Here is a 25,491-nt window from a genome sequence, read left to right on the forward strand (position 1 = left end):
CCCGGGGGCGGACCACTCGTAGCGCTCGATCACCACGTCCCGCCATTCCTGCCGGGCTTGACGAGCAGTTCGTCCTTGCCCGGGGGAAGTAGTGAACAGCTGGCTCTTGTTGGGCTGGTGGGTCCGTCGTACTGGCGTCCCCTTAGGGTGATCCCATGTCTGCCGGATTGAGCGCCGCGAGGACCCGGGCCGCGCTGCGCACCAGCGCCCGTGTCTCGGGCGAGTTGCTGCTGATACTTGTCATGCTCGCCGTGACCCTGTGGCTCCTGGGCCGTATGTGGTCGGTGGTGTGGCCGCTGCTCGTCGGTCTGCTCCTGACCACGTTGACGTGGCCCTCGGCCCGCTTCCTGCGGCGGCACGGCTGGCGTCCGGCACTGGCCGCCGCGGTGGTGACGGTGGCCTTCCTGCTGGTCGTCCTGGGTATCGTGGCGCTGATCGCGGTGCCGATGTCCTCCCAGACCGATGAGTTGTCCGACGGCGTGGTCGAGGGCATCCAGCGTCTGCGCGAGTGGGCCGCGGGACCTCCGTTGAACATCGGTGACGACGAGATCACCGGTGCGGTCGATTCGGCGGTGGCGCGCATCCAGGACAGCGTCGGCAGCATCACCACCGCGGTGGCGACGGGGGTGAGCGCGGTCGTCAACGGCCTGATCACCGCTGTCCTGGGCGTCTTCCTGATGTTCTTCTTCCTCAAGGACGGGCCGCGGTTCCTGCCCTGGCTGGCCCGCCAGTTGCCCGGTCGGCTGGCCACCGACGTCCCGGTCGTCGCCCTGCGCGGCTGGGAGACCCTGGGCTCCTTCGTCCGGTCGCAGGCCCTGGTGGGGCTGCTCGACGCCGTGTTCATCGGCCTCGGCCTGTGGATCCTGGGCGTGCCGCTGGTACTGCCCCTGGCGGTCCTGACGTTCGTGTCCGCGTTCGTGCCCATCGTGGGTGCCCTGTTCGCGGGCTTCGTGGCCGTGCTGATCGCCCTGGTGTCGAACGGGCTGACGGACGCGCTCATCGTGCTCGCGATCATCGTGGTGGTGCAGCAGCTGGAGGGCAACGTCTTCCAGCCCATCATCCAGAGCCGTGGCCTCGGTCTGCACGCGGCGGTGGTCCTGCTGGCGGTGACGCTGGGCGGCAGCCTGTCCGGGATCGTGGGCAGCCTGCTCGCCGTCCCCTTCGCCGCCCTGATCGCGGTGGTGTGGAACTACGTGCGCGAGCAGTTGGCCGAGCCGCCCGAGGAGGCCGCTACCGCCGACGGCTGAGCCGGCGCACGGGCGCCGCACGTGAAGGACGGGCCCCTCGCGCGAATTGGGTCGCGGCCGGGCGGGCGGTGGTGTTGGCTGTCGGGCGTGGATCCCTTCAGCCGCTCCTGGTCGGCCCTGCTCGCCGCGGTCGCCGACCTGTCCGACGAGGACTTCGCCCGGCCGTCCGGCTGCACCGGCTGGCTCGTCCGGGACCTGGTCTGCCACCTGGTCATCGACGCCCAGGACGTCCTGATCACCCTGGCCACCCCGACCGTCGAGGAACCGACCCGGGACGCGGTGACCTACTGGCAGGTCGTCGAGCCCCCGACCGGGGACGACCCGCTCGACGCACTGATCGTCCGCCTGGCCGCCGCCTACGAGCAGCCGTGGCTGCTCAAGTTCCATCTCGACGACGTCGGTTCCGCAGCGGGCCGCGCCGCGGTGCTCGCGGATCCCACCGGCCGGGTCAGTACCCAGGACCAGGTGCTCACCGCGGGCGACTACCTCTCGGCGTACGTCCTGGAATGGTCCCTGCACCATCTCGACCTGGTCGCGCACCTCCCGGAGGCGGCCGCACCGCCCGCGGAGGGGCTCAGGCGCTCGCGGGAACTGCTGGAAGGGGTCGTCGGAGCGGCGTTCCCCGCGTCGTTCACCGACCGGGACGCGCTGCTGATCGGCACCGGACGGCGGGCACCGACCGCGGCGGAGACGGCCGCGCTGGGCGGATTGGCGGGCCGGCTCCCCTTCCCGGTCGGCTGACCGGCGCATCCGGTCCCCGCGGGGCCCCGGCGGCCGACGGGGCGGCCGGTGAGCCGTCCAGCAGGACACCCAGCGGGACGCCCACCGCGTCGTTCAGCGGGTCGTCCGATCGGACGACAGGGCCGTCGTCCGTCCGGCAGCGGCGAGGGAGCCGGAGCGTCGAACTACACCGCCGTACGCCCCTCCGACGAAGCCCTGCTGCTGCCGTTCGAGGGTGAGCGTCAGGCGGTGGTCGACCCCGGCACCGGGCGGGTCCGGATCGAGGCCATGACCGCCAACACCCACCAGCACGGCGTCACGGCGGGCGCCGACGGCACGCTCTACGTGGTGGGCACCGGCCCGATCGACCCGTCCGAGGACGACGGCCCGTCCCTGACCGTCCGCACGCCCGACGGCGACGAACGGGTCGTCCCCCTGGACGGCCCGCACGAGACCGTCGCCCTCTCGGCCGACGGTGGCACCGCCTACGTCTCGGGCGGCTTCACCCGCGACGGCTACTGGAACGGCCTGAGTCGCGTCGACATCGACACCGGCCGGGTGACACGGCTCCCTGTGGGCGAGCGCCCCCTGGCCGCAGCGGTCCTGGCGACGAGGGGCCGGGCGACGCGTGAGCCACCGGGGCCGGTCCCCGGAGGGCGGGCGGAGCCGGGCATGACAGTGCCTGCCCTCGCGTAGACTCCGCGGCATGGGTCGATGGGAGCCGAACGCGCGCGGCCGCCTGGAGCGGGCGGCGCTGGAGCTGTACGTGGAGCGCGGCTACGAGCAGACCCCGGTGGCCGAGATCACCAGGCGTGCGGGGCTGACGGAGCGGACGTTCTTCCGGCACTTCGCCGACAAGCGGGAGGTCCTCTTCGGCGGTTCCGGCGGGCTGGAGGAGCTGTGCGTGGGCGCCGTCGCGGCGGCGCCCTCGACGGCGACGCCGATGGAGGCGGTGGCCGCCGCCCTGGACGCCGCGGCGGATGTCTTCGAGGAGCGCGGCGATCTGGTCCGCCTGCGGCAGGGCGTCATCGACGCCAACGCCGAGCTGCGGGAGCGGGAACTGACCAAGCTCGCGTCCCTGTCCGGCTCCCTCGCCGACGCGCTGCGTGAGCGCGGCGTGGACGAACTGACGGCGCGGCTGGCCGCCGAGGCGGCGATCGCCGTGCTCAAGGTCGCCTTCCGGCGCTGGATCGACGAGGGGCAGGAGCCACCGCTGCGGCCGCTGCTCGCCGAGTGCTTCGACATCCTCCGCACGGCATCCGCACGGGGCACGGCGAACGCCGGCTAGCCACGCGGCCGGGTCGGGGGCCCGAGTGCTCGGGCCGCCCTCCCGAAGGTGGCCGCGGCGGCTGCCCGGCGCGTTGCCTGGGTGTGCCGCACCCAGGCACCAACCGTCCTGGTCCGCCCCCGCCGTACCGCGCAGACTCGGTGGCGCAGACAGCTGCGGGACCATCCATCGGGAGGACATCGTCATGACGCAGACCACCAAGGTCGTTCTGGTGACCGGCGCGAGCAGCGGGATCGGTGAGGCGACGGCCCTGCGCCTGGCCGCCGACGGCCACCGGGTGTTCCTGGGGGCACGCCGCACCGAACGCCTGGAGAAGCTGGCCGGGCGGATCACCGCGGACGGGGGCACCGCCGGCTACCGGCGGCTCGACGTGACCGACGCCGCCGACGTGCGGGCCTTCGTGTCGGCCGCCGCCGAACGCTGGGGGCGCGTGGACGTGATGGTCAACAACGCCGGCGTGATGCCGCTCTCGCCCCTGTCGGAACTGAAGGTGGACGAGTGGGACCGGATGATCGACGTCAACGTCCGCGGGGTGCTGCACGGCATCGCGGCGGCCCTGCCGGTCATGCGGGAACAGGGCGGCGGGCACGTCGTGAACATCGCTTCGGTCGGCGCGTACGAGGTGGTGCCGACCGCCGCCGTCTACTGCGCGACGAAGTTCGCCGTGCGCGCCCTGTCCGAGGGCTTGCGCCAGGAGTCGGCCGGGGACATCCGGGTCAGTGTGGTCTCCCCGGGCGTCACCGAGTCCGAGCTGGCCGACTCCATCTCGGACCCGCGGGCGCGCGAGGACATGAAGACCTACCGCTCGGTGGCCGTGCCGGCCTCAGCGATCGCCGACGCCATCGCGTTCGCCGTCTCCCGGCCCGCCGAGGTGGACGTGAACGAGATCGTGGTGCGCCCGGCCGCCAGCGCCCAGTAGGCGGCCGGGCGGCCACCCGGCAGGTCTTCGGCCGGCGTCCGGCCGTTGAACGGCCGTTCGGAGAACGTCTCCGCGGACCGCCGCACTGCACGACGGTGCCCCAGGACCAACGGCCGCCCGGTCCGGTCCGGGCCCGTCGGCCAACCGGTGTACGGAAGGGGGCCGTTGCGACGTAGGTTGTGGTCAAGCACCCACGCCTCGGCTGAAAGACGGACCGCACCCATGAGCGACCCCTCGACGACCCCCGGCCACGCCGCGCAGCAGAAGATCGACACGTCCGTGCCGCACTCGGCCCGGATCTGGAACTACTGGCTGGGCGGGAAGGACAACTACCCGGTCGACGAGCAGGCCGGGGACGCGTACACCGCCGTCTTCCCCGGCATCGTCACCATCGCCCGCAGCAGCCGCGCGTTCCTGCGCCGCAACATCACCCACCTGGTCGCCGAGGCGGGCATCCGGCAGTTCCTGGACGTCGGCACCGGGCTGCCGACCGCCGACAACACCCACGAGGTCGCCCAGCGCATCGCGCCCGAGAGCCGGATCGTCTACGTCGACAACGACCCGATGGTCCTCGCCCACGCCCGTGCGCTGCTGTACTCCACGCCCGAGGGCGCGACCGCGTACATCGACTCCGACGTGCTCGACCCCGACACCGTCCTCGCGGCGGCCGCCGAGACGCTGGACTTCGACAAGCCCATCGCGCTGATCCTCAGCAACATCCTGGGCCACATCCCCGACTACGACCAGGCGCGTTCCGTCGCCGCCCGGCTCGTCGACGCCCTGCCGTCCGGCAGCTACCTCTCGATCAACGACGGCTCGCGCGGCATCGACCCGGAGTTCGACCGGGCCCAGGACGCCTACAACGCGAGCGGTGCCGCGCCGTACATCCTGCGCAGCGTCGACCGGATCACGGCGTTCTTCGACGGTCTCGAGCTGGTGGAGCCCGGCGTGGTCCCGGTGACCCAGTGGCGTCCGGACGCGGACGCCGACGCCCCGAAGCTCATCGGCGAGCACGGCGGGCTGGCCCGCAAGCCGTGACGCCCTGACCCGCGCCGGACCGAGAGGAACCCGCACCATGCCCGCATGGCCGTTGCCCGAGTCGTTCGCCGGCAGTTCGGGCACCGTCCGCTGGAACCGGCTGGGCGCCCCGGGCGGGCGCCCGCTGGTCCTGCTGCACGGCACGCCCTTCTCCTCGTACGTCTGGCGCGCGGTGGCCCGCTCGCTGGGGCGCGACCACCAGGTGTTCGTCTGGGACATGCCCGGCTACGGACTGTCGGAGAAGGGCGCCGGACAGGATGTGTCCCTGGCCGCGCAGGGCCGTCTCTTCACGGAGCTGCTGGAGTACTGGGGACTGGAGGAACCCCTCGTGGCCGCGCACGACTTCGGCGGTGCCGTCGCCCTGCGGGCCCATCTGCTGCACGGCGCCCGGTACGGGGCGCTCGCCCTGGTCGACCCGGTCGCGCTGGCGCCCTGGGGGTCGCCGTTCTTCCGCCTGGTCCGCGACCACGCCGAGGTCTTCGAGCAGCTGCCCGAGGCGCTGCACCGGGCGCTGGTGCGCGAGTACATCGGTTCCACCGGCGGCCCGGGGCTGCACCTGGCGGTCCTGGACCGGCTGGTCGAGCCCTGGCTCGGCGAAACGGGTCAGCCGGCCTTCTATCGGCAGATCGCCCAGGCGGACCAGCGGTACACCGACGAGATGCAGGACCGGTACGCCGGGATCGACGTGCCGACGCTGATCTGCTGGGGCGAGGAGGACGCCTGGATCCCCGTGGCCAAGGGACGCGAACTGGCCGGTCTGGTCCCCGGTGCCCGCTGGGAGCCGATCGCTCACGCGGGCCATCTGGTCCAGGAGGACGCGCCCGCCGAGCTGACGGCCGCCCTGCTCGGCTTCTTCCGCGGCGTGCGCTGACGGGCGCCCGCCCGCGGGACGACATGCCACAGGGCGGGACCCCGGGGAAACGAGCGCTCCCCCGGGGCCCCGCCCTGCTCGGCGATCTCCCGATCAGGCGGGGGTGATGTTCTCCGCCTGCGGGCCCTTCTGGCCCTGGGTGATGTCGAAGGTCACGGCCTGGCCTTCCTGCAGCTCGCGGTAGCCCTGAGCGTTGATGTTGGAGTAGTGCGCGAAGACGTCGGGACCGCCGCCGTCCTGCGCGATGAAGCCGAAGCCCTTTTCAGAGTTGAACCACTTGACAGTTCCGCTGGCCATGCCTTTTGCCTTTCAGCCGTTATCGGATCCGCACCGCGCGAACCCGGAGGTGGTCGTCCTGGTCCTCCGGCATTGCACAGCAAACCGCCCGCACTCCGGCGCGGGCGGTCTGGGCGAACCACGACATCTGCTGCTGACGCTACACGGCATGTCCGAGCCTCACCAGTGAGTAAGGGGGGTGAGCGGGAACCTTGTTGCCGACCTGAGGCCTCGACCGCCGCCGCGCGGGTCCCCACTGCGCCATCCGGGGGAGACGGCGAGGCGGCCGCACGACGCGGTTCCGGAAGTGGTCTAGCTATGAAGAGTCCACACACGGAGTCGGAGATCGATATGACCGTCAGGAAAGCGCTGGCCCTGGTGATCGGCGCTGTCATGTGCACCGGCGTGCTGGCCACCGGCTGCACCCGGGGGCCCGCGGGCGCCCCCTCGCAGGACGCGCACGCACCCGCGAGTTCCACGGCCCCGCGCCCCGCTCCCCCGCGCTCCTTCCCCCGCCCCCTCCCCGGGGTCGGCCCGGTCATGCGGGAGCGGTTCCCGGACGGCACCCGGCAGGCCCTGGTGGTCACCGGCGAGGACGAGGCCTCGTCGCGGTCCCAGGTGGTGCTCTACGAGCAGTACCCGGCCGAGGGCTGGCGCGCGGTCGCCGGTCCCTGGCCCGCGCACAACGGCCTGCGCGGCTGGACAGACGACCACGAGGCGGGCGACCTGCACTCGCCCATCGGCGTCTTCGGACTCAGCGACGCCGGGGGCCGGCTGCCCGACCCGGGCACCCGGCTCCCCTACGACGAGGACCCGGAGTTCTCCGTGTCGGGCACCGGGTACCTGGGCGAGCCCCTGGAGGGGTCGTTCGACTACGTGGTCGCCATCGACTACAACCGGGTGGCCGGCACCACCCCGCTGGACAAGACCCGCCCCATGGGCGAGGACAAGGGCGGCGGGGTCTGGATCCACGTGGACCACGACGGGCCGACCAACGCCTGTGTGTCCCTGAGCGAGGAGCACATGCGCGCGCTGCTGACCGCCCTGGACCCCGACAAGGAGCCGGTCGTCGTCATGGGCCCGGAAAAGGTCCTGGCGCGGTAGGGCGCCCCGGGGACGGCTGCCGCACCAGGGGCCGCCCGCGTGCCGTGCTCAGCCGACGGGCGGCATGTCGGTGGGCGCCGAGTCCAGGCCGGGCCTGCGCTGCCGCCAGGCGCCCCGGGTGAAGTCCGGGATCTCGACGGGGCGGCCGCCCCCGGCCAGCGAGGTGACGCTGAGCGGGACGGGCGAGCACCAGGCGGCCGAGTCGTAGACGTCGATGTCCGGTACCAGCCCCGCGCGCATCAGCTGGACGGTGCGCCACTGCAGGACGTAGTCCATGCCGCCGTGGCCGCCGTTGTTCGCGGCGTCGTCGCCGACCTTCTGCCACAGCCAGTGGTCGTACTCCTTGCGGTAGCCCTCGAAGTCGCGCCAGGTGTGGCCGCCGTGGTCCGGCTCGACGTAGATGCGGGCGCCGGTCGGGGCGGGTCCCGCGTAGTCCTCGACGATGCCGCGGCTGCCCGCGAGGGTGTTGATCCGGCTGTAGGGCCGGGGCGAACTCACGTCGTGCTCCGCCCGGATCGTCCTGCCCCTCGCCGTTTCGATCATGCAGGTGACCAGGTCACCGTTGATGTAGGTCTCCTTCCAGGACGGGTGGTCCCGGGAGACGAAGCGGGCCCGGTAGTCGGCCAGTCCCTTCGGGGCCGTCGCGGTGGCGCGCAGGGTCGTCATGCGGTCGCCGCGGTTGACGTCCATGGCCGCCGCGATCGGGGCCAGCCCGTGCATGGGGTAGAAGGAGGCGGTGCTGCGGGTGTGCCACAGCCGCCGCCAGGAGTCGGTGTAGTAGGTGTCCGAGAAGAGGAGTTCGCGCAGGTCGTGCAGGTAGCCGCCGTGGCCGTTGGTGAGGTCTCCGAACAGGCCGTCGTGCGCCGCCTTCAGCATGGCCAGTTCGTTGCGGCCGTAGTTGCAGTTCTCGGACAGGAGCAGGTGTCTGCGGGTGCGCTCGGAGGTGTCGACGAGGTCCCACAGCTGGCGCAGTTCCGTCGCGATGGGGAGTTCCACGACGGCGTGCCTGCCGCTGAGGAGCGCGGCCCGGCCGTGCTCGTAGTGGAACTCCCACGGCGTGGCGACGTACACGAGGTCGATGTCGTCGCGGCGGAGCATCCGGGCGTAGGAGTCGGCGGAGCCGCCGTACTCGGCGGGGCGCGGGTTGCCCTTGCTCTCCAGGCGGTCGGCGGCGCGCTTGGCCCGGTCGGCGCGGATGTCGCAGACGGCGGTCACGGTGCAGCCGGGCACGGCCGCCCAGCCGGTGATCATGCCGCCGCCCCGGTTGCCGAGGCCGATGACCGCGACGCGGACGGTCCGGTGGGCGGCGAAGGGCACGCCGATCATCGACTTCTGGCCGGGCCTGCGGCGGGGCGCCTGCTCGGCCGCCGCCGACGCGGACGGGGCGGCGGCTCCGATTCCGGCCGCGAGGGCGCCGGTGGCGGCGGCGGAGCCCAGGAGCAGTCGGCGTGAGACAGCGGGCGTTTCGGACATGACGGCAACACTCCTCGTGGCGGTTCGCATCACGGTCGGGGCGCGGTCGGGCAACGTCGGGCTGTCGAGCTGTCGGACACGTTCGGGGCATGACTCTGCGGCGTCAGCCGAGACATGTCAATACGTGCTCGATACAAAGCCGTTCCGAGCATTTCCGCGCACCTGTGGCACCGCTACATCCCGTCCTGCACCACCCCGCGCGTGGAGAGCGTGACGGGGTCCTTGGTGGTGAAGTCCCCCGGCGGGATGCCCGGATGGTGGCCCTCGTCCGAAGGCGGCGTCTGGTCGCGCGGGCCCAGGGTGAGCCGGGAGACGATCCGGTAGCGGTCGCCCCGGTAGAGGGAGTGCACGTACTCGACGGGCCGGCCCCGGGTGTCGGTGGTCAGCCGCTCGAAGAGGAGGGCCGGGGACAGTTCGGGCACGTCGAGCAGGTCGGCCTCGGCGCGCGTGACCACGGTGGGTTCGATGGACTGCACGGCCTCGCTGACCCGGACGCCGTGCCGCTCGCCGAGGTGCTCGTAGAGGTCGCCCTGCTCCAGTTCCTCACTGGTCAGGTCCGAGACGAGGTCGGCGGGCACGTGCAGGTACTCGATGGCCATGGGCGAGCCGTCGACCAGGCGCAGGCGGGCCACGTAGTGGATCTGCGCCGCGGGCGACATGCGCAGCTTGCGGCCCACCCGGGCGCCCGCGGGCAGGGTGCGGACCTCCAGGAGCCTGCTGGTCCAGGCGCCGGCGGCCTGCGGGAGGCTGAAGGCCCGGCGGTCGGAGACCAGTTCCTGGGTGATCTTCTCGGCGGCGACGAACATGCCCCGGCCGTGCTCGCGCACCAGCAGTCCGGCGACCACCAGTTCGTCGACCGCGGCACGCAACGTGGGCCGGGACACGCCGAGTTCGGCGCACAGGGTGCGCTCCGAGGGAATCGCGTCCCCCGGGCGCCGGTCCTCGATGAGTTCCAGGACGGCGTCGCGGACACGCTCCCGCTTGAGCACCGCACCGGAGGCGGCGGCGTCGATCTCCATGCAGTACTCCCGTAACTGGTCTGCTGGTCAGCCGAGCTTACCTGTCCACCTCGGGCGTGAACCAGCCACTCCCCCGGTTCGATCGGCCGAAAACCCGTACTTACGTGAGGGGTTGACGCCCTCATTGGTCCATGCCACCTTCGACCAACGCCGACTGGTAAGCCCAGCGCCCCTTACTGGTCAACTGCGGGTGTGTCGTCCCTTCCAGCTCTCCCAGAGGTGAACCGTGAAGTACCGTTCGCTCGCCCTGCTCTCCACGCTGGTGCTCAGTGCCGGGCTCGCCGCCTGCTCCTCGTCCGGCGGCACCTCCGACGCCGCCGGGGACGGCGGGACCGCCCTCGACGTCTGGCTCATGCGCGACAGTGTCTCGGCCCAGTTCCAGAAGGACTTCGAGACGGGCTTCGAGAAGGCCCACCCGGACATCGACGTGAAGATCCAGATCCAGGAGTGGGAGGGCATAGGCGAGAAGGTGACCGCGGCCCTGGCCAGCAACGACGCCCCGGACGTCATCGAGGTCGGCAACACCCAGGTCGCCCAGTACGCCCAGAGCGGCGGCCTCACCGACTTCACGGACCGCGTCGGGGAACTGGGGGGCGGCGACTGGCTGGAGGGGCTCGCGGAGCCCGGGTCGTACGAGGGCAAGCAGTACGGCATCCCGTACTACGCGGCCAACCGGGTCGTCATCCACCGCACCGACCTGTTCGAGAAGGCCGGGATCGACCCCGCGCGGATCAGGACCCGGGACCAGTGGATCGCCGCCACCCGCAAGCTGGACACGGGCGGGACCCAGGGCATCTACCTGCCGGGGCAGAACTGGTACGTGCTGTCCGGCTTCGTCTGGGACGAGGGCGGCGACCTGGCCGTGAAGTCCGGCGGCGGGTGGAAGGGCGGCCTCGACAGCCCCGGGGCGCTGCGGGCCATGGACTTCTACCGGCGTCTCCAGGCCCTCGGCAAGGGGCCCGAGGACTCGGACGAGGCCCAGCCGCCGCAGGCCGAGGTGATGGCGAAGGGGCAGGTCGCCCAGATCATCGCCGTGCCGGGCGGGGCCAAGGTCATCGAGGAGAAGAACCCGGAACTCAAGGGGAAGCTCGGCTTCTTCCCGATCCCCGGCAAGACCGCCGACCGTCCGGGCGCCGTCTTCACCGGCGGTTCCGACCTGGTCGTCCCGGCCGTCGCCGCCCACCAGGAGGAGGCCTTCACCCTCATCCGCGAACTGACCGGTGACGCCTGGCAGAAGAAGCTCGCCGTCGCCATGAGCTACGTGCCGAACAAGACCACCCTGGCGGGCGCCGTCGCCGACGACCCGGGCACCGCGGCCATGGCGGCCGCCGCCGCCAACGGACACGCCACGCCCAACACGCCCCAGTGGGCGGCGGTCGAGGCCAAGAACCCGATCAAGGAGTACATGACGGCCGTGCTCACCGGCGAGGACGCGAAGTCCGCGGCGGCGGAGGCGTCCCGGCACATCACCGAGACGCTGGGCAGCGACTCCTGACCGCCGTCGTCCCCGACACCACGAGATCAGGAGGCGACGTGTCGACCGTCCGTGAGCGGAGCGTGCCGCCCGGCGCCGCGGGGCGGGGGGCGCTCTGGCCGTACCTGCTGGTCGCCCCCGCCGTACTGGGCATGCTGTACCTGCTGCTCTATCCGCTGGTCCGGGCCGTGCTCATCTCCTTCCAGGACTTCCGGCTGCGCCAACTCATCCTGGGGGACGCCGACTTCGTCGGGCTGCGCAACTACCGCACGCTGCTCGGCGACCCGGAGTTCTGGGAGGTGGTGCGCCGGACCTTCGTGTTCATGGCGGTCAACGTCGTCGCGATCATGGTGCTGTCCACCTTGGTCGCGCTGATGGCCGAGCGGCTCGGGCGGGTGGCCAGGACCGTGGTCCTCAGCTCCCTGGTCCTGGTCTGGGCGGTACCGGTGGTCGCGGCCACCACCGTCTTCCAGTGGCTGTTCCACTCCGAGTTCGGCATCGTCAACGAGGCCCTCACCGGCCTCGGGTTCGAGTCGTTCGAGGGCTATCCCTGGTTCGCCCACGGCGGGGCCGCGTTCGGCATCGTGGTGGTGCTGATCGTCTGGCAGTCCGTGCCGTTCGCCGCGATCACGCTCTACTCGGCGCTGGTCACGGTGCCGGCCGAACTGTACGAGTCCGCCCGCATGGACGGCGCGGGGTCCACCCGCGTCTTCCGTTCCGTCACCTTCCCGCTGGTCCGGCCGATCTTCATGCTGGTCCTGTCCCTCGAAGTGATCTGGACGTTCAAGGCGTTCGTGCAGATCTGGGTGATGACCCGCGGCGGGCCGGGCGAGGCCACCACCATCCTGCCGGTGTACGCCGTGCAGACCGCGCTGGCCCACCAGCGCTACGACCTGGGCTCCGCCGCCTCGATACTCACGGTCCTGCTGATGAGCAGCGTGCTGGTCCTCTACTTCCGCCAACTGTTCCGTCAGGAGGGCGAGCAGCCGTGAGCACCCCGCGTCCCCGTCCCCCGGTGCGCCGCGCGCTGCGCCGCCTCCCGCTGAACGCCGCCGCCGCGCTGACCGTGGTGGTCTGCCTGTTACCCGTGTACTGGATGGTCACGACCGCGTTCAAACCGTCGACGGACATCCAGTCCTACGATCCCCGGCTGGTGCCGGGCGCCTGGACGTTCGAGCACTTCCGGAAGGCGGTCGGCGCCGACGGCTTCGCGCTGTTCTGGCGCAACAGCCTCCTGGTCACCCTGAGTGCCGTCCTGCTCGCCCTGCTGGTCGCCCTGGGCGCCGCCTACGCCGTCGCCCGCATGCGCTGGCGCGGGCGCCGGCAGTTCATGCTGGCGGTGTTCGTCGCGCAGATGGCGCCCTGGGAGTCACTGATCATCCCGGTCTACATCATCTCCCGCGACACCGGGATGCTCGACCGGCTGCCGACACTGACCCTGATCTACTTCATGATCACGCTGCCGTTCACGGTGGTCGTGCTGCGCGGCTTCATCGCGGGCATCCCGCCGGAGCTGGAGGAGGCGGCACAGGTCGACGGCTGCACCCGGGCCATGGCGTTCCGCAAGGTGGCGTTCCCGCTGCTGGCCCCCGGGCTCATGGCCACCTCGCTGTTCGGCTTCATCACCGCCTGGAACGAGTTCACCTATGCCAACTTCCTCATCATCAAGCAGCAGGACAGCCGCACGCTCCCGGTCTGGCTCTCCTCGTTCCAGTCGACCTTCGGCACCGACTGGGGGGCCACCATGGCCGCCTCCACGCTCTTCGCACTCCCCGCACTGATCATCTTCCTCGCCCTGCAGCGGCACGTGACGGCCGGTCTGGCCTCGGGAGGCGTCAAGGGCTGACCGGGCCCACCGTTCCTCCTTCGCTCCTTCCGTCCCCTTCGCCGTCGCACACCGCCGACCACCGGAGCCGCCCCGTGGACCTGCCACGCCCCGAACTGGCCCTCGTTCCCCGCCCGCGCCGCCTCTCCACCCGCTCCGGCCGCTTCCGCCTCGACGGCACGACCCGGCTGCGGGTCACCCCGGGCGCCGGTGCGGCCGCGACCCTGCTGCGCACCCTGCTCGCCCCGGCCACCGGACTGCGCCTGGACTCCGCGGCCGACGGGGCCTTCGTGCTCGCCCTCGACTCGGCGCTGACCGGCCTCGGCGAGGAGGGGTACGGCCTGACCGTGAGCCCCCAGGGCGCCCTGCTCCGGGCCGCCCGCCCGGCCGGGCTGCTGCGCGGAGTGCAGACGGTGCGGCAACTCCTGCCCTACGACGCCCTGTCCGGGCGGCCGGTGCGCGGAGTGCCGTGGGAGCTGCCGGCCGTGGAGATCACCGACGTACCCCGCCACCCCTGGCGCGGCTCCATGCTCGACGTGGCCCGGCACTTCCAGCCGGTGTCCTATCTGCGGCGCTACGTGGACCTGCTGGCGCTGCACAAGCTGAACGTCCTCCACCTCCACCTCACCGACGACCAGGGCTGGCGGATGCCGGTGGCCGCCCACCCCCGGCTCACCGAGGTCGGCGGCCGGCGCGCGGAGTCGATGGTGGGCCCGGCGGGCGGCGACCGGTTCGACGGGGTGCCGCACGGCGGCTCCTACACCCGTGCCGAGCTGCGGGAGCTGGTCGCGTACGCGGCGGAGCGCGGGGTGAGCGTACTGCCGGAGACCGGCGTGCCGGGGCACGTCCGCGCCGCCCTGGCCGCCTACCCCGAGCTGGGCACCGACCCCGCCCGCCGACTGGACGTGTGGACGCACTGGGGCGTGTGCGAGAACGTCCTGGGCACCGGCGAGAACGTCCTGGACTTCTTCCGCACCGTCCTGGACGAGGTGATGGACGTCTTCCCCTCGCCGTACGTGCACCTCGGCGGGGACGAGGTCCCCACCACGGAGTGGGAGCGGAGCCCGGCGGCGCGGGCCCGTGTCGCTCGGGAGGGGCTGGCGGGGCCCCGTGCGCTGCATCCCTGGTTCATCGCGCGGCTGTCCGAGCACCTGGTCCGCGCGGGACGCAGGCCGGTGGTCTGGGCCGAGAGCGGCGTCGCCCTCCCGCTGGACTGCACGGTGATGAGCTGGCGCGAACCGGCGCACGCCCGGGCGGCGGCACTGCGCGGCCACCATGTCGTGCACGCCGACCACCGCGCGACCTACTTCGACTACGCGCGCACCGCGGGTCCCGGGGAGCCGCCCGCCCAGCCGGGAGGCGTCGTCGACCTACGCGCCGTCCACGACGTGGACCTCGCACCGCCGACCCGGGAGGCGGCGTCCCGGGTGCTGGGCGCCCAGGGCCAGTTGTGGACGGAGTTCGTGCGCACGCCGGAGCACATCGAGTACCTCACCTTCCCCCGGCTGTGCGCGCTCGCCGACCGGGTCTGGGACGGCACGTCGGGCTGGCGGGACTTCACGACCCGGCTGGCCGGGCACCGCGCCCGCCTGGACGCCCTGGACGTCCCGCACGCCGCCCCGCCGGCCGGACTCGTCCCCTCGTCGTCCCCCCGCACCACGCACCACCCATCGACGCTCCCGCGCAGGCGGGAGCCGTGCCGAAAGGATCCCGCATGAGAAACCGACCCACCGTCGGCCGCGCCCGCCTGGCGCTCGCCCTCTCCGTCCTCCTGGGCGGTGGTGCGCTGACCGCCCTCCCCGCCCAGGCCGCTCCCGCCGCCGACGGTCTCAGCGTCCAGTACCGCACCAGCGCGGGCGGAGCCACCGCGGACCAGACGGAACCCTGGTTCAAGGTCCGCAACACCGGCTCGTCCACCGTGCAGCTCAGCCAGGTGAAGATCCGCTACTACTTCAAGGCGGACTCCCCGAACGCCTCCTACCGCTTCGCCTGCTCCTGGGCGGTGCGCGGCTGCGCCGCCGTCACCGGCACGTTCGGCGCCCTGAGCCACCCGACCGCGACGGCCGACCGCTACCTGGAGGTCGGCTTCACGGCGGCGGCCGGCTCTCTGGCCCCCGGCGCGGACACCGGTGACCTGCAACTGCGCTTCTACCAGAGCAACTGGCAGACGCTGCGGCAGAGCGACGACTACTCCTTCAACGGCGCCCAGACCTCGTACGCGAACTGGGACAAGGTCACCGCCCAGCTGACCGGGGCCACCGTCTGGGGTGCGGCTCCCGAGGGCAACGACCCCACCGACCCGACCGACCCGACGGACCCCACCGATCCTCCCGGCGGCGGTCAGACGCTCTTCGACGACTTCGACTACAGCTCGCACACGGATCCCGCGATCTCGGCGCACGGCTGGAGCGTGCGCTCCAACTCCGGCGGGCCCGGCGTGCCAGGCGCCACCTGGGACCCGTCGAAGGTCACCTTCGTCTCCGCGGGCGGCAACTCGGTGATGAACCTGGAGACCTCCACGGCCGGCACCGGCGCGTCCACCACGCAGACCGAGGTCCTGACCAAGTCGATGAAGTTCAAGGACGGCACGTACGCCGCGCGGGTCAAGTTCGCCGACGCGCCCAAGTCCGGGCCCGACGGGGACCACCTGGTGCAGACCTTCTTCACCATCAACGACCTCAAGGCGCCGATGGCCGACGACTACGCCGAGTACGACTTCGAGTACCTGCCGAACGGCGGGTGGGGCGAACCCTCGAACATCCTGTACACGACCTCCTGGGAGACCTACAACCCTGATCCCTGGCAGGCCGTCAACCAGCACTCCGAGCAGCGCACCGGCTACGCCGGCTGGCACGACCTGGTGGTGACGATCGACGGCAGCGCCATCACCTACTACGTGGACGGGCAGCCGTTCGGCACGCACGGAGCGCAGTACCTGCCGGAGCGGCCGATGTCGATCAACTTCAACCAGTGGCTGATCGACCTGAACGGCCAGACCTCGACGGCGCCGCGCGCCTACGACCAGCAGGTCGACTACGTGCTGCACGTCAAGGACCAGGTGCTCACCCCGGCCGAGGTGGCCGCGAAGGTCGCCGGGTACCGCGCCGCCGGTACCGCCTTCGTGGACGAGGTGCCCGCCCCGTGACCCGTGGCGGGGACGGTCAGAACAGCCGCTCCTGACCGGGCGCGGGCCGTCCCCGCCGGTTGCGCGGTCGGGTGCCGGGTTCGGGTGCCGTCTCGCCGAACAGGGGGGCGGTGCCGTACTCGTCGGGCTCGGCCGGGACGGTGGCGGGGCCGGTGCCCACGTTGAGGACCAGCGGGGCGTCCCGGTCGAAGTCGCCCGGCGTCATCGCCACCCAGTCACGGTCCTGCCGCTCTCCCACGCACCGACACCTCTCTCGCGCCGCCCGCCGCGACCACGCGACGCTACCAGCCCCCGCGGGAGCTTGTGATCACGGCTCCCGCCCGACCCTCTTCCATCGTTCCCGGACATCCGGGAACCGACGCATGATGATTGTTTCTGCGCCGTACGAGCTGATTTCGATCATCTTCATGCATCGTCTCTCTGCATTCGAACCCTTGACAGGGCCTGGATCCGGTCGATTTACTCCCGATCAACGCCGATGTCGTGTGATCGGCGGCAGAGGTACGCCCAGCCGGTAGCTGGCTTCGCGCCAGGAGCCCGGACTGAGTCGCCAGGACGGCCACGCGCCTCCGAGGCGGGGACGTGCCCACCAACCTCCGGAGCTCGAACCATGAGCCGTACACAGGTGCACACCCCCAGGAAGCCGGTACTGGCCGGCATAGGTGCCACCGCCGTCCTCGTCACCGCCGCCGCACTCGTCCCGGGCAGCACCCCGGCCCAGGCGGCGACCTACACCCCGCCGCCCGCCCACGCGGGCTTCGACTACCAGATCGGCGGCGCCTATACCCCGCCTGCCGGTGTCGAGGTGGTCAGCCGCGACCACACGGCCTCCCCCGCGCCGGGCCTGTACAACATCTGCTACGTCAACGCCTTCCAGGCCCAGCCCGGCGCCGAGCAGGACTGGGACGACGACCTGCTGCTGCGCGACGCGAACGGCGACGTCGTCTACGACACCGACTGGGGCGAGGCCTTCCTCGACATCCGCACCGCCGACAAGCGCGAGCGCATCGCCGAGAAGGTCGGCACCTGGATCGACGGCTGCGCCGACAAGGGCTTCCAGGCCGTCGAACCGGACAACTACGACAGCTACACCCGCGCGGGCGACCTGCTGGACGCCGCCGACGCGCAGGGCCTGATCAAGCTGCTGGCGGAGCGCGCGCACTCCGACGGGCTGGCCATCGGGCAGAAGAACACGGTCGAACTGGCCCCGAACCGCGAACAGAACGGGCTGGACTTCGCGGTCGCCGAGGAATGCGGCGAGTGGGACGAGTGCGGCGACTACACGGCCGAGTTCGGCGACCGGGTGATCGTCATCGAGTACACCGCCAAGGGCCTGTCGAAGGCGTGCGCGGGTTTCGGCGACGAGCTGAGCATCGTCCGGCGCGACCTGGACGTGTCGCCGAAGGGCAGCAGCGGCTACGTCCGTCAGACCTGCTGACACCGCACGACGGCCAGTGAAGTCCTTGGAGGTACAGATGGATGCGGTCCGACGTGCCGCGCGCCCCTCGCGCAGGGGTGTGCTGCGGGCCGGCGGGGGTGCCGCGCTCGCGGCGGTCGCGGGCACCGCGGTGACCGGCTGCGGGGCCGGTACGGACGACGGCGTCGCGGCCGACGGCACGGTCACCGTGGAGATGTGGCACGGCCAGGCGGACACGGCGAAGAAGGTCCTGGAAGGGCTCGTCGCCGACTTCGAACGGGCCCACCCGAAGATCAGGGTGAAGCTGGGCGGCGGCGTGCTGTCGGACGTCATGCTGCAGAAGGTGACGGCCGCCCTCGCCGCCGGTTCCTACCCCGACATCGCCTACATCTTCGGGTCGGACCTGGCCCGGGTGGCCCGCAGCCCGCAGGTCGTGGACCTCACCGACACGGTCGGGTCGGGGCCCGTGCCGTGGAAGAACTACTGGGCGGCCTCCAGGGACGCCGTCACGCTCAACGGCAGGGTCAGGGCCGCCCCCGCGGTACTCGACTCGCTCGCCGTGGTCTGCAACAAGAAGCTGTTCCGCGAGGCCGGCCTGCCGCTGCCGAAGCCCGGCTGGACCTGGCAGGACCTCGTCTCCTCGGCCCGCACGCTCACCCAGTCGGGCCGGGGCCGCTTCGGCACCGGCTGGCCGGGCACGGGCGACGAGGACACCGTGTGGCGTCTGTGGCCGCTGATCTGGGACCTGGGCGGCGACGTCGTCGACGACGGCGGCAAGGGCATCGGCTTCGCCGACACCGGCGCCCGGGCGCTTCAGGTGGTGGCCGACCTGGCCCGGGACAAGAGCGTGTACGTCGATCCCAAGCCCGGCAGCGAGCAGATGTACCAGGTGTTCCAGTCCGGCCGCATGGGCATGGTGGTCACCGGGCCGTGGCAGCTGCCCGACATCGAGACCGCCGGGGTCGACTACCACGTCGCTCCCCTGCCCTCCTTCAGCGGACGCCCGGTGACCATCTCGGGTCCGGACACCTGGACGGTGTTCGACAACGGAGAGGCCCGGTCGAAGGCGGCCCGGACCTTCCTGACCTGGCTCGCCCGGCCCGAGCAGGACGTGCGCTGGGACATCGAGGCCGGCAGCCTCCCACTCAGCCGCCGCACCGAGGCCCTGCCCGCCTGGCGGGACAAGGTCGCCCGCACCGAGGGCCTGAACGTGTTCACCACGGCGTTGGAGACGGCGCGGGTGCGCCCCGTCCACCCGGCGTACCCGGAGGTCTCGCAGGCGCTGGGACAGGCGATCGTCGCCGTGCTCCTGGGGCGCAGTACCCCCGAGAAGGCGCTGCGCGCCTGCGCCGACGAAGCCAACGCCGCCCTGCTCATTCCGCGTTGAGGAGCCACACCGCCATGCCGCGCCTCCCCCGCCCCATCACCGTCGAGGGCCCGCCGCCGGACCCACGGCCACTGCGCCGCAAGCGCCGCCGCGAAACCGGCACCGCCTGGGCGTTCGTCTCACCGGCGGTCCTGATCGTCCTCGGCCTGAGCATCGTCCCGGTCGTCTGGTCGCTGCTGCTGTCCTTCCAGGCCAGCGACCTGGTCACCCCCAGCCGCTGGGTCGGCCTGGACAACTACCGCGCCCTCGCCCAGGACCCGAACTTCAGCCAGGCGGTCCGCAACACCCTGCTCTACACGGTGCTGTACGTGCCGCTGAGCCTGCTGTTCGGCCTGGCCCTCGCCCTGGTCCTGAACCGGCGCATCCGCTTCGTCGGCCTCTACCGCACCCTGATCTTCGTGCCGTTCGTGCTGTCGGCGACCGCGCAGGGCGTGCTGTTCTCGTTCATCCTGGACCCGGAGTTCGGCGCCGCCAACTCGGTGCTGCACCGCCTCGGCGTCTCGTCGCAGGGCTTCCTGTCCGACCCCTCCCAGGCACTGCTGGTGCTGGTGGCGATCACGCTGTGGAGCGGCACCGGGTTCTGCGTCGTGGTCTACCTCGCCGCCCTCCAGGACGTCCCGCAGTCCCTGATCGAGGCGGCCCGCCTCGACGGCGCCGGGCGCCGCCAGCTGCTGCGCCACGTCACGCTGCCCACGCTCACCCCCGTCACCGTCTTCCTCGTACTGTGGCAGGCCATCCAGTCCCTCCAGGTCTTCGACCTCGTGTACGTCACCACCAAGGGCGGGCCGCTCGGCTCCACGACGGTGATCGTCTACTTCATCTGGGAGCAGGCCTTCAAGAACGCCACCGCCGGATACGGGGCCTCGGCCGCCTACGTCCTGGCCGTCGCCCTCGGTCTGGTCGCCGGGGCCGTCCGCATCGTCCGGCGCCGGGGACGCCACCGTCTGGAAGGGGCCCGATCATGACGGCGACCTCCGCCCGGCCCGGCAGCGCCGCCCACGACATCGTGAAGGCGCCCGCCGGCGAACGGCGCCGCCCGCGGCTCCCGTTCAGCCCCTGGCACCTGCTACTGGCGCCGCTCGCCCTGGTCTTCGCCGTGCCGCTGGTCTGGCTGGTGCTCAGCTCGGTGATGAGCAACGCGGAGATCAACCGGTTCCCGCCTGCGCTGTGGCCCTCCGGCATCGACCTCGGCGGCTACCGCTATGTGCTGGGCAACGCGATGTTCCCCCGCTGGTTCGTCAACTCGCTGATCGTCTCCGCCGTCACGGTCGCCGCGAACCTCGTCTTCGGCTCGCTCGCCGGGTACGCCTTCGCCCGGATGCGGTTCGCGGGCTCCCGGGTGCTGATGGGGCTGATGCTGGCCACCATGGCGGTGCCGTTCCAGCTGACCATGATCCCGACGTTCCTGGTGATGAAGAAGCTCGGCCTCATCGACACCCTGGGCGCGCTGATCGTGCCGTCGCTGGTCACGCCGTTCGCGGTGTTCCTGCTGCGGCAGTTCTTCCTCTCGCTGCCCAGGGAGCTGGAGGAGGCCGCCTGGATCGACGGCTGTTCCCGGCTGCGGGTGCTGTGGCGGATCGTGCTGCCGCTGTCCCGTCCGGCGCTGGCCACGGTGGCCGTGCTCACCTTCCTGACCACGTGGAACGACCTGACCTGGCCGCTGATCGCCATCAACCACGACACGCAGTACACGCTGCAACTGGGCCTGACCACGTTCCAGGGCCAGCACCACACCCAGTGGGCGGCCGTGATGGCGGGCAACGTCATCACCGTGCTGCCGGTCCTGCTCGCCTTCCTCGGGGCGCAGAAGACCTTCATCCAGTCGATCACCTCCAGCGGACTCAAGGGCTGACCACCCGCCCTCCGTCCGCCGCCACCCGCAACGGAAAGAACCCGCATGAGCACCGCCCACCCGACCGCACCCAAGATCACCTTCGTCGGAGCCGGCAGCGTCGTCTTCACCCAGGGTCTGCTCGCCGACCTCTTCGCGTTCGACGCGCTGAAGTCCGCGCACATCGCGCTGCACGACATCGACGCGGAGCGCCTGGCCACCGCGCGGGCCGCCGCCGAGTACATCGCCGCCGAGCGCGGTGCCCGCCCGCGGGTCACCGCGCACGCCGACCGCCGCGAGGCGCTGGTCGGTGCCGACTTCGTCATCAACATCGTGCAGGTCGGCATGGGCGAGGCGACCCGTACCGACTTCGAGGTCCCGGCCCGGTACGGGCTGCGCCAGACCATCGGCGACACCCTCGGCGTGGGCGGCATCTTCCGCGCCCTGCGCACCTTCCCGCTGCTCAAGGCGCTCGGGCAGGACATCGCCGAGGTCTGCCCGGACGCCTGGCTGCTCAACTACACCAACCCGATGGCGATGAACGTCCAGTACCTGGCCGAGGCGACCGGTCTGACGCGGGTGGTGGGGCTGTGCCACTCCGTGTACTGGACCGTCCAGGGCCTGTGCGAGCTGCTGAAGGTCCCCTACGAGGAGGTCACCTACCGGGCCGCGGGCGTCAACCACCAGGCGTGGGTGCTGCGTCTGGAGCACGGGGGCGAGGACCTCCACCCGCGCCTCGACGCCCTGATCGCCGAGGACCCGCAGCTGCGCCGCCGGGTCCGCATGGACATGTACCGGCGCCTCGGCCACTACCCGACGGAGACCAGCGAGCACTCCTCCGAGTACGTCCCCTGGTATCTGCACCACGACAGCGAGATCGACCGGCTGCGGCTGCCCGTCGGCGCCTATCTGGGCATCGTCGACGAGAACGTGGCCGAGTACGAGCGCACCCGCGACGCGCTGGCGTGCGGGGCGCCGCTCACGGTCGAGGGCACCATGGAGTACGCGCCGCAGATCATCCACAGCATGGTGACCGGCACGCCGCGCACGGTCTACGGCAACGTGCCGAACCACGGGCTGATCGAGAACCTGCCGGCCCGGGGCACCGTCGAGGTGCCCTGCCTGGTCGACTCCGCGGGCCTCCAGCCCACCCGCGTCGGCGCGCTGCCCCCGCAGCTGGCGGCCCTCAACCGGGCCTACCTCAGCACCACCGACCTGGTGGTGCGGGCGGCGACCGAGGACGACCCGCGGCACATCAGGCATGCCGCGATGGCCGACCCGGCGACGGCGGCGACGCTCAGGGTCGAGGAGATCTGGCGGCTGTGCGACGACATGGTCCGTGCGCACGGGGACCGGCTGCAACCGGGACTGCGGGGCGTACTCGCCCTCTGAGCCGACCGCCTCGCGGCGGCACTGGTGCGGCCCCGCGTACGGGGGAGAACGCGGGGCCGCGTCTGCAAGCTATCGGAGTAATCTGCCGCCTGCCAGACCCGGCGCCCTCCACCGGCACGAACCTGCCACACCTGTCCGCCGCCGGCGCCCGTCGTCCCCGGGCCTTCACCAGGTGGCTTCACCCGACCGGCGGACAGGAGCGGCGCCGGGAGCGGGGCGCGCCGCAACGGCGCGCGCTGCGGGGCGGGCCGTGCGGGGCCCACACTGAGGTCATGGGTTACCCCGATCCGCCGCCGGCGGCGGTGTCACGGCGTTTGGCCGACGGGCCGGTGAGCGTCGCGGCGGCCCGTCGGTTCGTGCGCGCCGCGCTGGACGGTGCCCCCTCGGACCTGGTGGAAACGGCCCAGCTCCTGGTCAGCGAGCTGGTCACCAACGCGGTGCTGCACGCGCGCACCGAGGTCGAGGTGAGCGTGGCACGCCTGGACGGCCGGGTGCGTGTACGGGTCGGTGACCGGCGGCCGAGCCGTGCACTCGTGCCGCAGCGCTGCTCGCCGTACTCCGGTACGGGGCAGGGGCTGGCGCTGGTGGAGCAGCTGGCCTCCCGGTTCGGGGCGGACGGCGACGACGCGGGCAAGACGGTGTGGTTCGAGCTGTGGCACGAGGGCCCCCCGCCGCCGTCGGCCGGGTGGGAGACCACCGTGCCGCCGCGGCCCGCCGAACGGACGGTGTCGCTCGTCGACATGCCGACCGCCCTGGAGTCCGCGTGCCGGCAGCACCGGCACGCGGTGCTGCGCGAGCTGACCCTCGCCGCGTCCGCGGGTGACCCCCTCGGGGTGCCGCCCGAGGACCTCGTGGCGGCCAACGACGTCAACAACGTGATCAGCGCCGGGATGGCGGCCGCGTCGGCGGGACCGGCCCCCGAGCCCGGTCTGCGCACCCTGGCCCTCCCCCTGTCGGCCGCCGCCCTGCCGGCGGTGCGGGCGCTGCGCCGCGTGCTCGGCCTGGCCGAGGCGCGGGCGCGGGAGGAACGGCTGCTCACGCTCCCGGCCCTGCCCCGCGGCCGCGCCTTCCAGGACTGGCTCTTCGACGAGATCGCCGGGCAGCTGACCGGGGGCCCGCCCACCGCGTGGACCGTGGTCCCCCGCGCGCCGGAGGTCAGCTCCGCCGAGCTCGTCCCGTGGGACGTCGGCCAGGTGCGGGCCAGCAGGATGCCGACCGTCGCCGCCGACGAGGGCAACCGGATCGTGGCGACCAACGGGGCCGCGGCGGACCTGCTGGGCTGGGACCCGGACGACCTGGTCGGGCGCCGTCTCACCACCCTCGTCCCCGAGCATCTGCGCGAGCGGCACTCGGCGGCGTTCACCTCGATGCTGCTCACCGGCCGCACCCGCATCGTGGGCCGCTCGGTGCCGCTTCCGGCGCTGCACCGCGACGGCCGGCTGGTTCCGGTGCGGCTGTACATCCAGACCCAGGAGACGGCCGACGGCCGCACCGTCTTCGTCGCCCAGCTCGTCCCGCGGGCGGCCACGTTCCTGGGCGGTCCCCGGACTCCCGGCAGGGTCCGGGAGGCGGCCGTCGGGGAGCCCGACGGAGGCCGGGCACCGGCCGGTCCGGACGCCGGTGCCGGGACGGACGGTGCCAGGACGGCCGGTGCCCGGGGCGGCCTGACGGCGCTGGACCGGCTCACCCTTCTGGCCGAACTCGCGGCGCAGCTCAACAACACGCTCGACCTGGACGAGGGGCTGCAGCGCGCCGGCCGGCTGCTGACGCGGCGGCTGGCCGACTGGTGCGTGGTGGACCTGTTCACCGCCGACGCCCGGGTGGACCGGGTCTGTGTCGTCCACCGGGACCCCCGGGCCCTGCGTCCGGGGGCGTACGAGGGGACGCTCTCGGAGGTCGCCGAGGAGTCGCGGGGTCCGCTGGCCCGGGTGCTGCGCGGCGCCGGGCCGCTCCTGCTGACCGACGCACCGCGGCCGGGCCAGACCGAGAGCGCGCTGGACCGGGCGTATGTCGACCTGTTCCGGGAGCTGGGGGCGGGCAGCGCCGTCGTCGCTCCGCTGCGGGCCCGCCGCAAGATCTTCGGCGCCCTGACCCTGGCCCGCGCGTCCGGCGGCCCGCCGTTCACGGAGGAGGACCTCACGCTGGTCGACGACCTGGTGCACGGTCTGGCGCTGGGGGTGGACAACGCCCGTCTGTACCAGGACACCCGCTCCATCGCCGAACGACTCCAGCGTTCGCTGCTCCCGGTGCTGCCGGAGGTCGAGGGTCTGCGGCTGGCCGCCCGCTACGCCGCCTCCTCGACCACCGCGCAGGTCGGCGGGGACTGGTACGACAGCTTCGTCCTGCCCGGCGGGAACACCGCGCTGGTCATCGGCGACGTCACGGGGCACGACCTCGACGCGGCCATCGCGATGAGCCAGTTGCGCAGCATGCTGCGAGGCATCGCGGTGGACCGCGAGGAGCCGCCCGCGGAGGTGCTGCGCCGGCTGGACCTGGCGAACCACAGTCTCCACCGGGAGGCGACCGGCACCTGTGTCTACGGCCTGATCAAGGGGCCTCCCGAGGGCCCCTGGGAGCTGACGCACTCCTCCGCCGGCCATCCGCCGCCGCTGCTCACCACCCGGGACGGCCGGACCCGCTACCTCGACGGCGGTGCCGGCCTGCTGCTCGGCATGGACCCCCACGCGGCCCGCAGCACGGCCCGTGACGCGTTGCCGGCCCACTCGACGCTCCTGCTGTACACCGACGGCCTCGTCGAGCGCCGCGACGAGCCCCTCGACGAGGCCCTGGACCGGCTGCGCCGGCACGCCGCCGACCTGGCCCGCGAGCCCCTCGACACGTTCTGCGACGAGCTGTTGATCGGTCTGGGGGCGGACAGCGCGGACGACATCGCGATCCTCGCCGTCCGGCCCTCGCCGCCCTCGACCGTGCGGCCCCGGCCGCCCGAGGGGTGACGGCCGGGACGGGTCGTGATCCGCGTGCCCCGGTGGGGCGGACGGGCGCCGGGTGCCGTGCCCGTTCGGGCATCTCCCGCTGCCTCGACGGCTCCTGACGCCGGCACAGAA

At 72.4% G+C, this 25,491-nt stretch carries 22 protein-coding genes and 1 pseudogene; 19 read left to right on the plus strand and 4 right to left on the minus strand.

The window, feature by feature from the left end:
- Window positions 1-155 precede the first annotated feature (155 nt).
- From ACZ56V_RS23450 to ACZ56V_RS23480, 7 genes and pseudogenes are all read left to right on the plus strand, one after another.
- Window positions 156-1,247 (plus strand): AI-2E family transporter, encoded by a 1,092-nt coding sequence (locus tag ACZ56V_RS23450; RefSeq protein ID WP_467380097.1) that lies wholly within the window; start codon window positions 156-158, stop codon window positions 1,245-1,247.
- 87 nt (window positions 1,248-1,334) lie between these two features.
- Entirely contained in the window at window positions 1,335-1,988 is a 654-nt protein-coding gene (locus ACZ56V_RS23455) for a maleylpyruvate isomerase N-terminal domain-containing protein (protein WP_467380095.1), read from the plus strand.
- A 165-nt stretch (window positions 1,989-2,153) separates the two neighbouring features.
- Window positions 2,154-2,663: pseudogene (locus ACZ56V_RS23460) on the plus strand (YncE family protein); the annotation flags it as partial.
- A gap of 10 nt (window positions 2,664-2,673) precedes the next feature.
- Complete coding sequence (locus tag ACZ56V_RS23465; RefSeq protein WP_398908733.1) at window positions 2,674-3,255, plus strand: TetR/AcrR family transcriptional regulator; 582 nt, start codon at window positions 2,674-2,676, stop codon at window positions 3,253-3,255.
- Window positions 3,256-3,439: 184 nt separating this feature from the next.
- Window positions 3,440-4,174, plus strand: coding sequence for an SDR family oxidoreductase (locus ACZ56V_RS23470; RefSeq protein WP_398908731.1), 735 nt, complete (start codon window positions 3,440-3,442; stop codon window positions 4,172-4,174).
- 222 nt (window positions 4,175-4,396) lie between these two features.
- The gene (locus ACZ56V_RS23475) at window positions 4,397-5,212 is read left to right on the plus strand and encodes an SAM-dependent methyltransferase (RefSeq protein ID WP_398908729.1); all 816 of its coding nucleotides are present in this window, start codon (window positions 4,397-4,399) and stop codon (window positions 5,210-5,212) included.
- Window positions 5,213-5,249: 37 nt separating this feature from the next.
- A complete protein-coding gene (locus ACZ56V_RS23480; RefSeq protein WP_468944917.1) occupies window positions 5,250-6,083 on the plus strand; it encodes an alpha/beta fold hydrolase in 834 nt (277 codons plus the stop codon).
- A 93-nt stretch (window positions 6,084-6,176) separates the two neighbouring features.
- Here the strand turns inward: ACZ56V_RS23480 and ACZ56V_RS23485 are convergent, their stop codons facing one another.
- On the minus strand, window positions 6,177-6,380 hold the full coding sequence (locus ACZ56V_RS23485; RefSeq protein ID WP_003978336.1) for a cold-shock protein: 204 nt from the start codon (window positions 6,378-6,380) through the stop codon (window positions 6,177-6,179).
- Window positions 6,381-6,710: 330 nt separating this feature from the next.
- On the opposite strand from ACZ56V_RS23485, the gene ACZ56V_RS23490 reads away from it, so the two are divergent.
- On the plus strand, window positions 6,711-7,463 hold the full coding sequence (locus tag ACZ56V_RS23490) for a hypothetical protein (RefSeq protein ID WP_398908726.1): 753 nt from the start codon (window positions 6,711-6,713) through the stop codon (window positions 7,461-7,463).
- Window positions 7,464-7,511: 48 nt separating this feature from the next.
- Here ACZ56V_RS23490 and ACZ56V_RS23495 read toward each other — a convergent pair whose 3' ends face one another.
- Together ACZ56V_RS23495 and ACZ56V_RS23500 are read right to left on the minus strand one after the other, a co-directional pair.
- Window positions 7,512-8,936 (minus strand): Gfo/Idh/MocA family protein, encoded by a 1,425-nt coding sequence (locus ACZ56V_RS23495; RefSeq protein ID WP_468944922.1) that lies wholly within the window; start codon window positions 8,934-8,936, stop codon window positions 7,512-7,514.
- A gap of 173 nt (window positions 8,937-9,109) precedes the next feature.
- Entirely contained in the window at window positions 9,110-9,955 is an 846-nt protein-coding gene (locus ACZ56V_RS23500; RefSeq protein ID WP_398908723.1) for a GntR family transcriptional regulator, read from the minus strand.
- 226 nt (window positions 9,956-10,181) lie between these two features.
- Between ACZ56V_RS23500 and ACZ56V_RS23505 the strand changes: the two genes are divergently transcribed.
- The 5 genes from ACZ56V_RS23505 (at window position 10,182) to ACZ56V_RS23525 (ending at window position 16,399) form a co-directional block, all read left to right on the plus strand.
- Window positions 10,182-11,450 (plus strand): extracellular solute-binding protein, encoded by a 1,269-nt coding sequence (locus ACZ56V_RS23505; protein WP_468944925.1) that lies wholly within the window; start codon window positions 10,182-10,184, stop codon window positions 11,448-11,450.
- 38 nt (window positions 11,451-11,488) lie between these two features.
- Window positions 11,489-12,421, plus strand: coding sequence for a carbohydrate ABC transporter permease (locus tag ACZ56V_RS23510; protein WP_468944928.1), 933 nt, complete (start codon window positions 11,489-11,491; stop codon window positions 12,419-12,421).
- Window positions 12,418-13,275, plus strand: coding sequence for a carbohydrate ABC transporter permease (locus tag ACZ56V_RS23515; protein WP_468944931.1), 858 nt, complete (start codon window positions 12,418-12,420; stop codon window positions 13,273-13,275). The genes ACZ56V_RS23510 and ACZ56V_RS23515 overlap by 4 nt, the downstream gene beginning before the upstream one ends.
- Before the next feature lie 74 nt (window positions 13,276-13,349).
- Window positions 13,350-14,972: a beta-N-acetylhexosaminidase gene (locus tag ACZ56V_RS23520; protein WP_468944933.1), complete on the plus strand. Its 1,623-nt coding sequence runs from the start codon at window positions 13,350-13,352 to the stop codon at window positions 14,970-14,972.
- Complete coding sequence (locus tag ACZ56V_RS23525) at window positions 14,969-16,399, plus strand: cellulose binding domain-containing protein (RefSeq protein WP_468944936.1); 1,431 nt, start codon at window positions 14,969-14,971, stop codon at window positions 16,397-16,399. Before ACZ56V_RS23520 ends, ACZ56V_RS23525 begins: the two co-directional genes overlap by 4 nt.
- Before the next feature lie 16 nt (window positions 16,400-16,415).
- On the opposite strand, the gene ACZ56V_RS23530 is transcribed toward ACZ56V_RS23525, so the two are convergent.
- On the minus strand, window positions 16,416-16,637 hold the full coding sequence (locus ACZ56V_RS23530) for a hypothetical protein (RefSeq protein ID WP_104630051.1): 222 nt from the start codon (window positions 16,635-16,637) through the stop codon (window positions 16,416-16,418).
- Between the two features lie 372 nt (window positions 16,638-17,009).
- Here ACZ56V_RS23530 and ACZ56V_RS23535 point away from each other — a divergent pair, with 372 nt between their 5' ends.
- The 6 genes from ACZ56V_RS23535 to ACZ56V_RS23560 all read left to right on the plus strand — a co-directional run bounded on the left by ACZ56V_RS23535 (window position 17,010) and on the right by ACZ56V_RS23560 (window position 25,380).
- Window positions 17,010-17,837 carry an endo alpha-1,4 polygalactosaminidase gene (locus ACZ56V_RS23535; protein WP_398908713.1) on the plus strand — a complete coding sequence of 276 codons (828 nt, stop codon included), beginning with the start codon at window positions 17,010-17,012 and terminating at the stop codon, window positions 17,835-17,837.
- A gap of 37 nt (window positions 17,838-17,874) precedes the next feature.
- On the plus strand, window positions 17,875-19,203 hold the full coding sequence (locus ACZ56V_RS23540; RefSeq protein WP_468944939.1) for an ABC transporter substrate-binding protein: 1,329 nt from the start codon (window positions 17,875-17,877) through the stop codon (window positions 19,201-19,203).
- Window positions 19,204-19,217: 14 nt separating this feature from the next.
- Window positions 19,218-20,168: a carbohydrate ABC transporter permease gene (locus ACZ56V_RS23545; RefSeq protein WP_468944942.1), complete on the plus strand. Its 951-nt coding sequence runs from the start codon at window positions 19,218-19,220 to the stop codon at window positions 20,166-20,168.
- Complete coding sequence (locus ACZ56V_RS23550) at window positions 20,165-21,055, plus strand: carbohydrate ABC transporter permease (protein WP_398908708.1); 891 nt, start codon at window positions 20,165-20,167, stop codon at window positions 21,053-21,055. The genes ACZ56V_RS23545 and ACZ56V_RS23550 overlap by 4 nt, the downstream gene beginning before the upstream one ends.
- Before the next feature lie 45 nt (window positions 21,056-21,100).
- Window positions 21,101-22,426 (plus strand): alpha-galactosidase, encoded by a 1,326-nt coding sequence (gene melA, locus ACZ56V_RS23555; RefSeq protein ID WP_468944946.1) that lies wholly within the window; start codon window positions 21,101-21,103, stop codon window positions 22,424-22,426.
- Between the two features lie 272 nt (window positions 22,427-22,698).
- On the plus strand, window positions 22,699-25,380 hold the full coding sequence (locus ACZ56V_RS23560) for a SpoIIE family protein phosphatase (RefSeq protein WP_468944949.1): 2,682 nt from the start codon (window positions 22,699-22,701) through the stop codon (window positions 25,378-25,380).
- Window positions 25,381-25,491: the final 111 nt, after the last annotated feature.

The organism is Streptomyces sp. NPDC034099 (assembly GCF_055575415.1).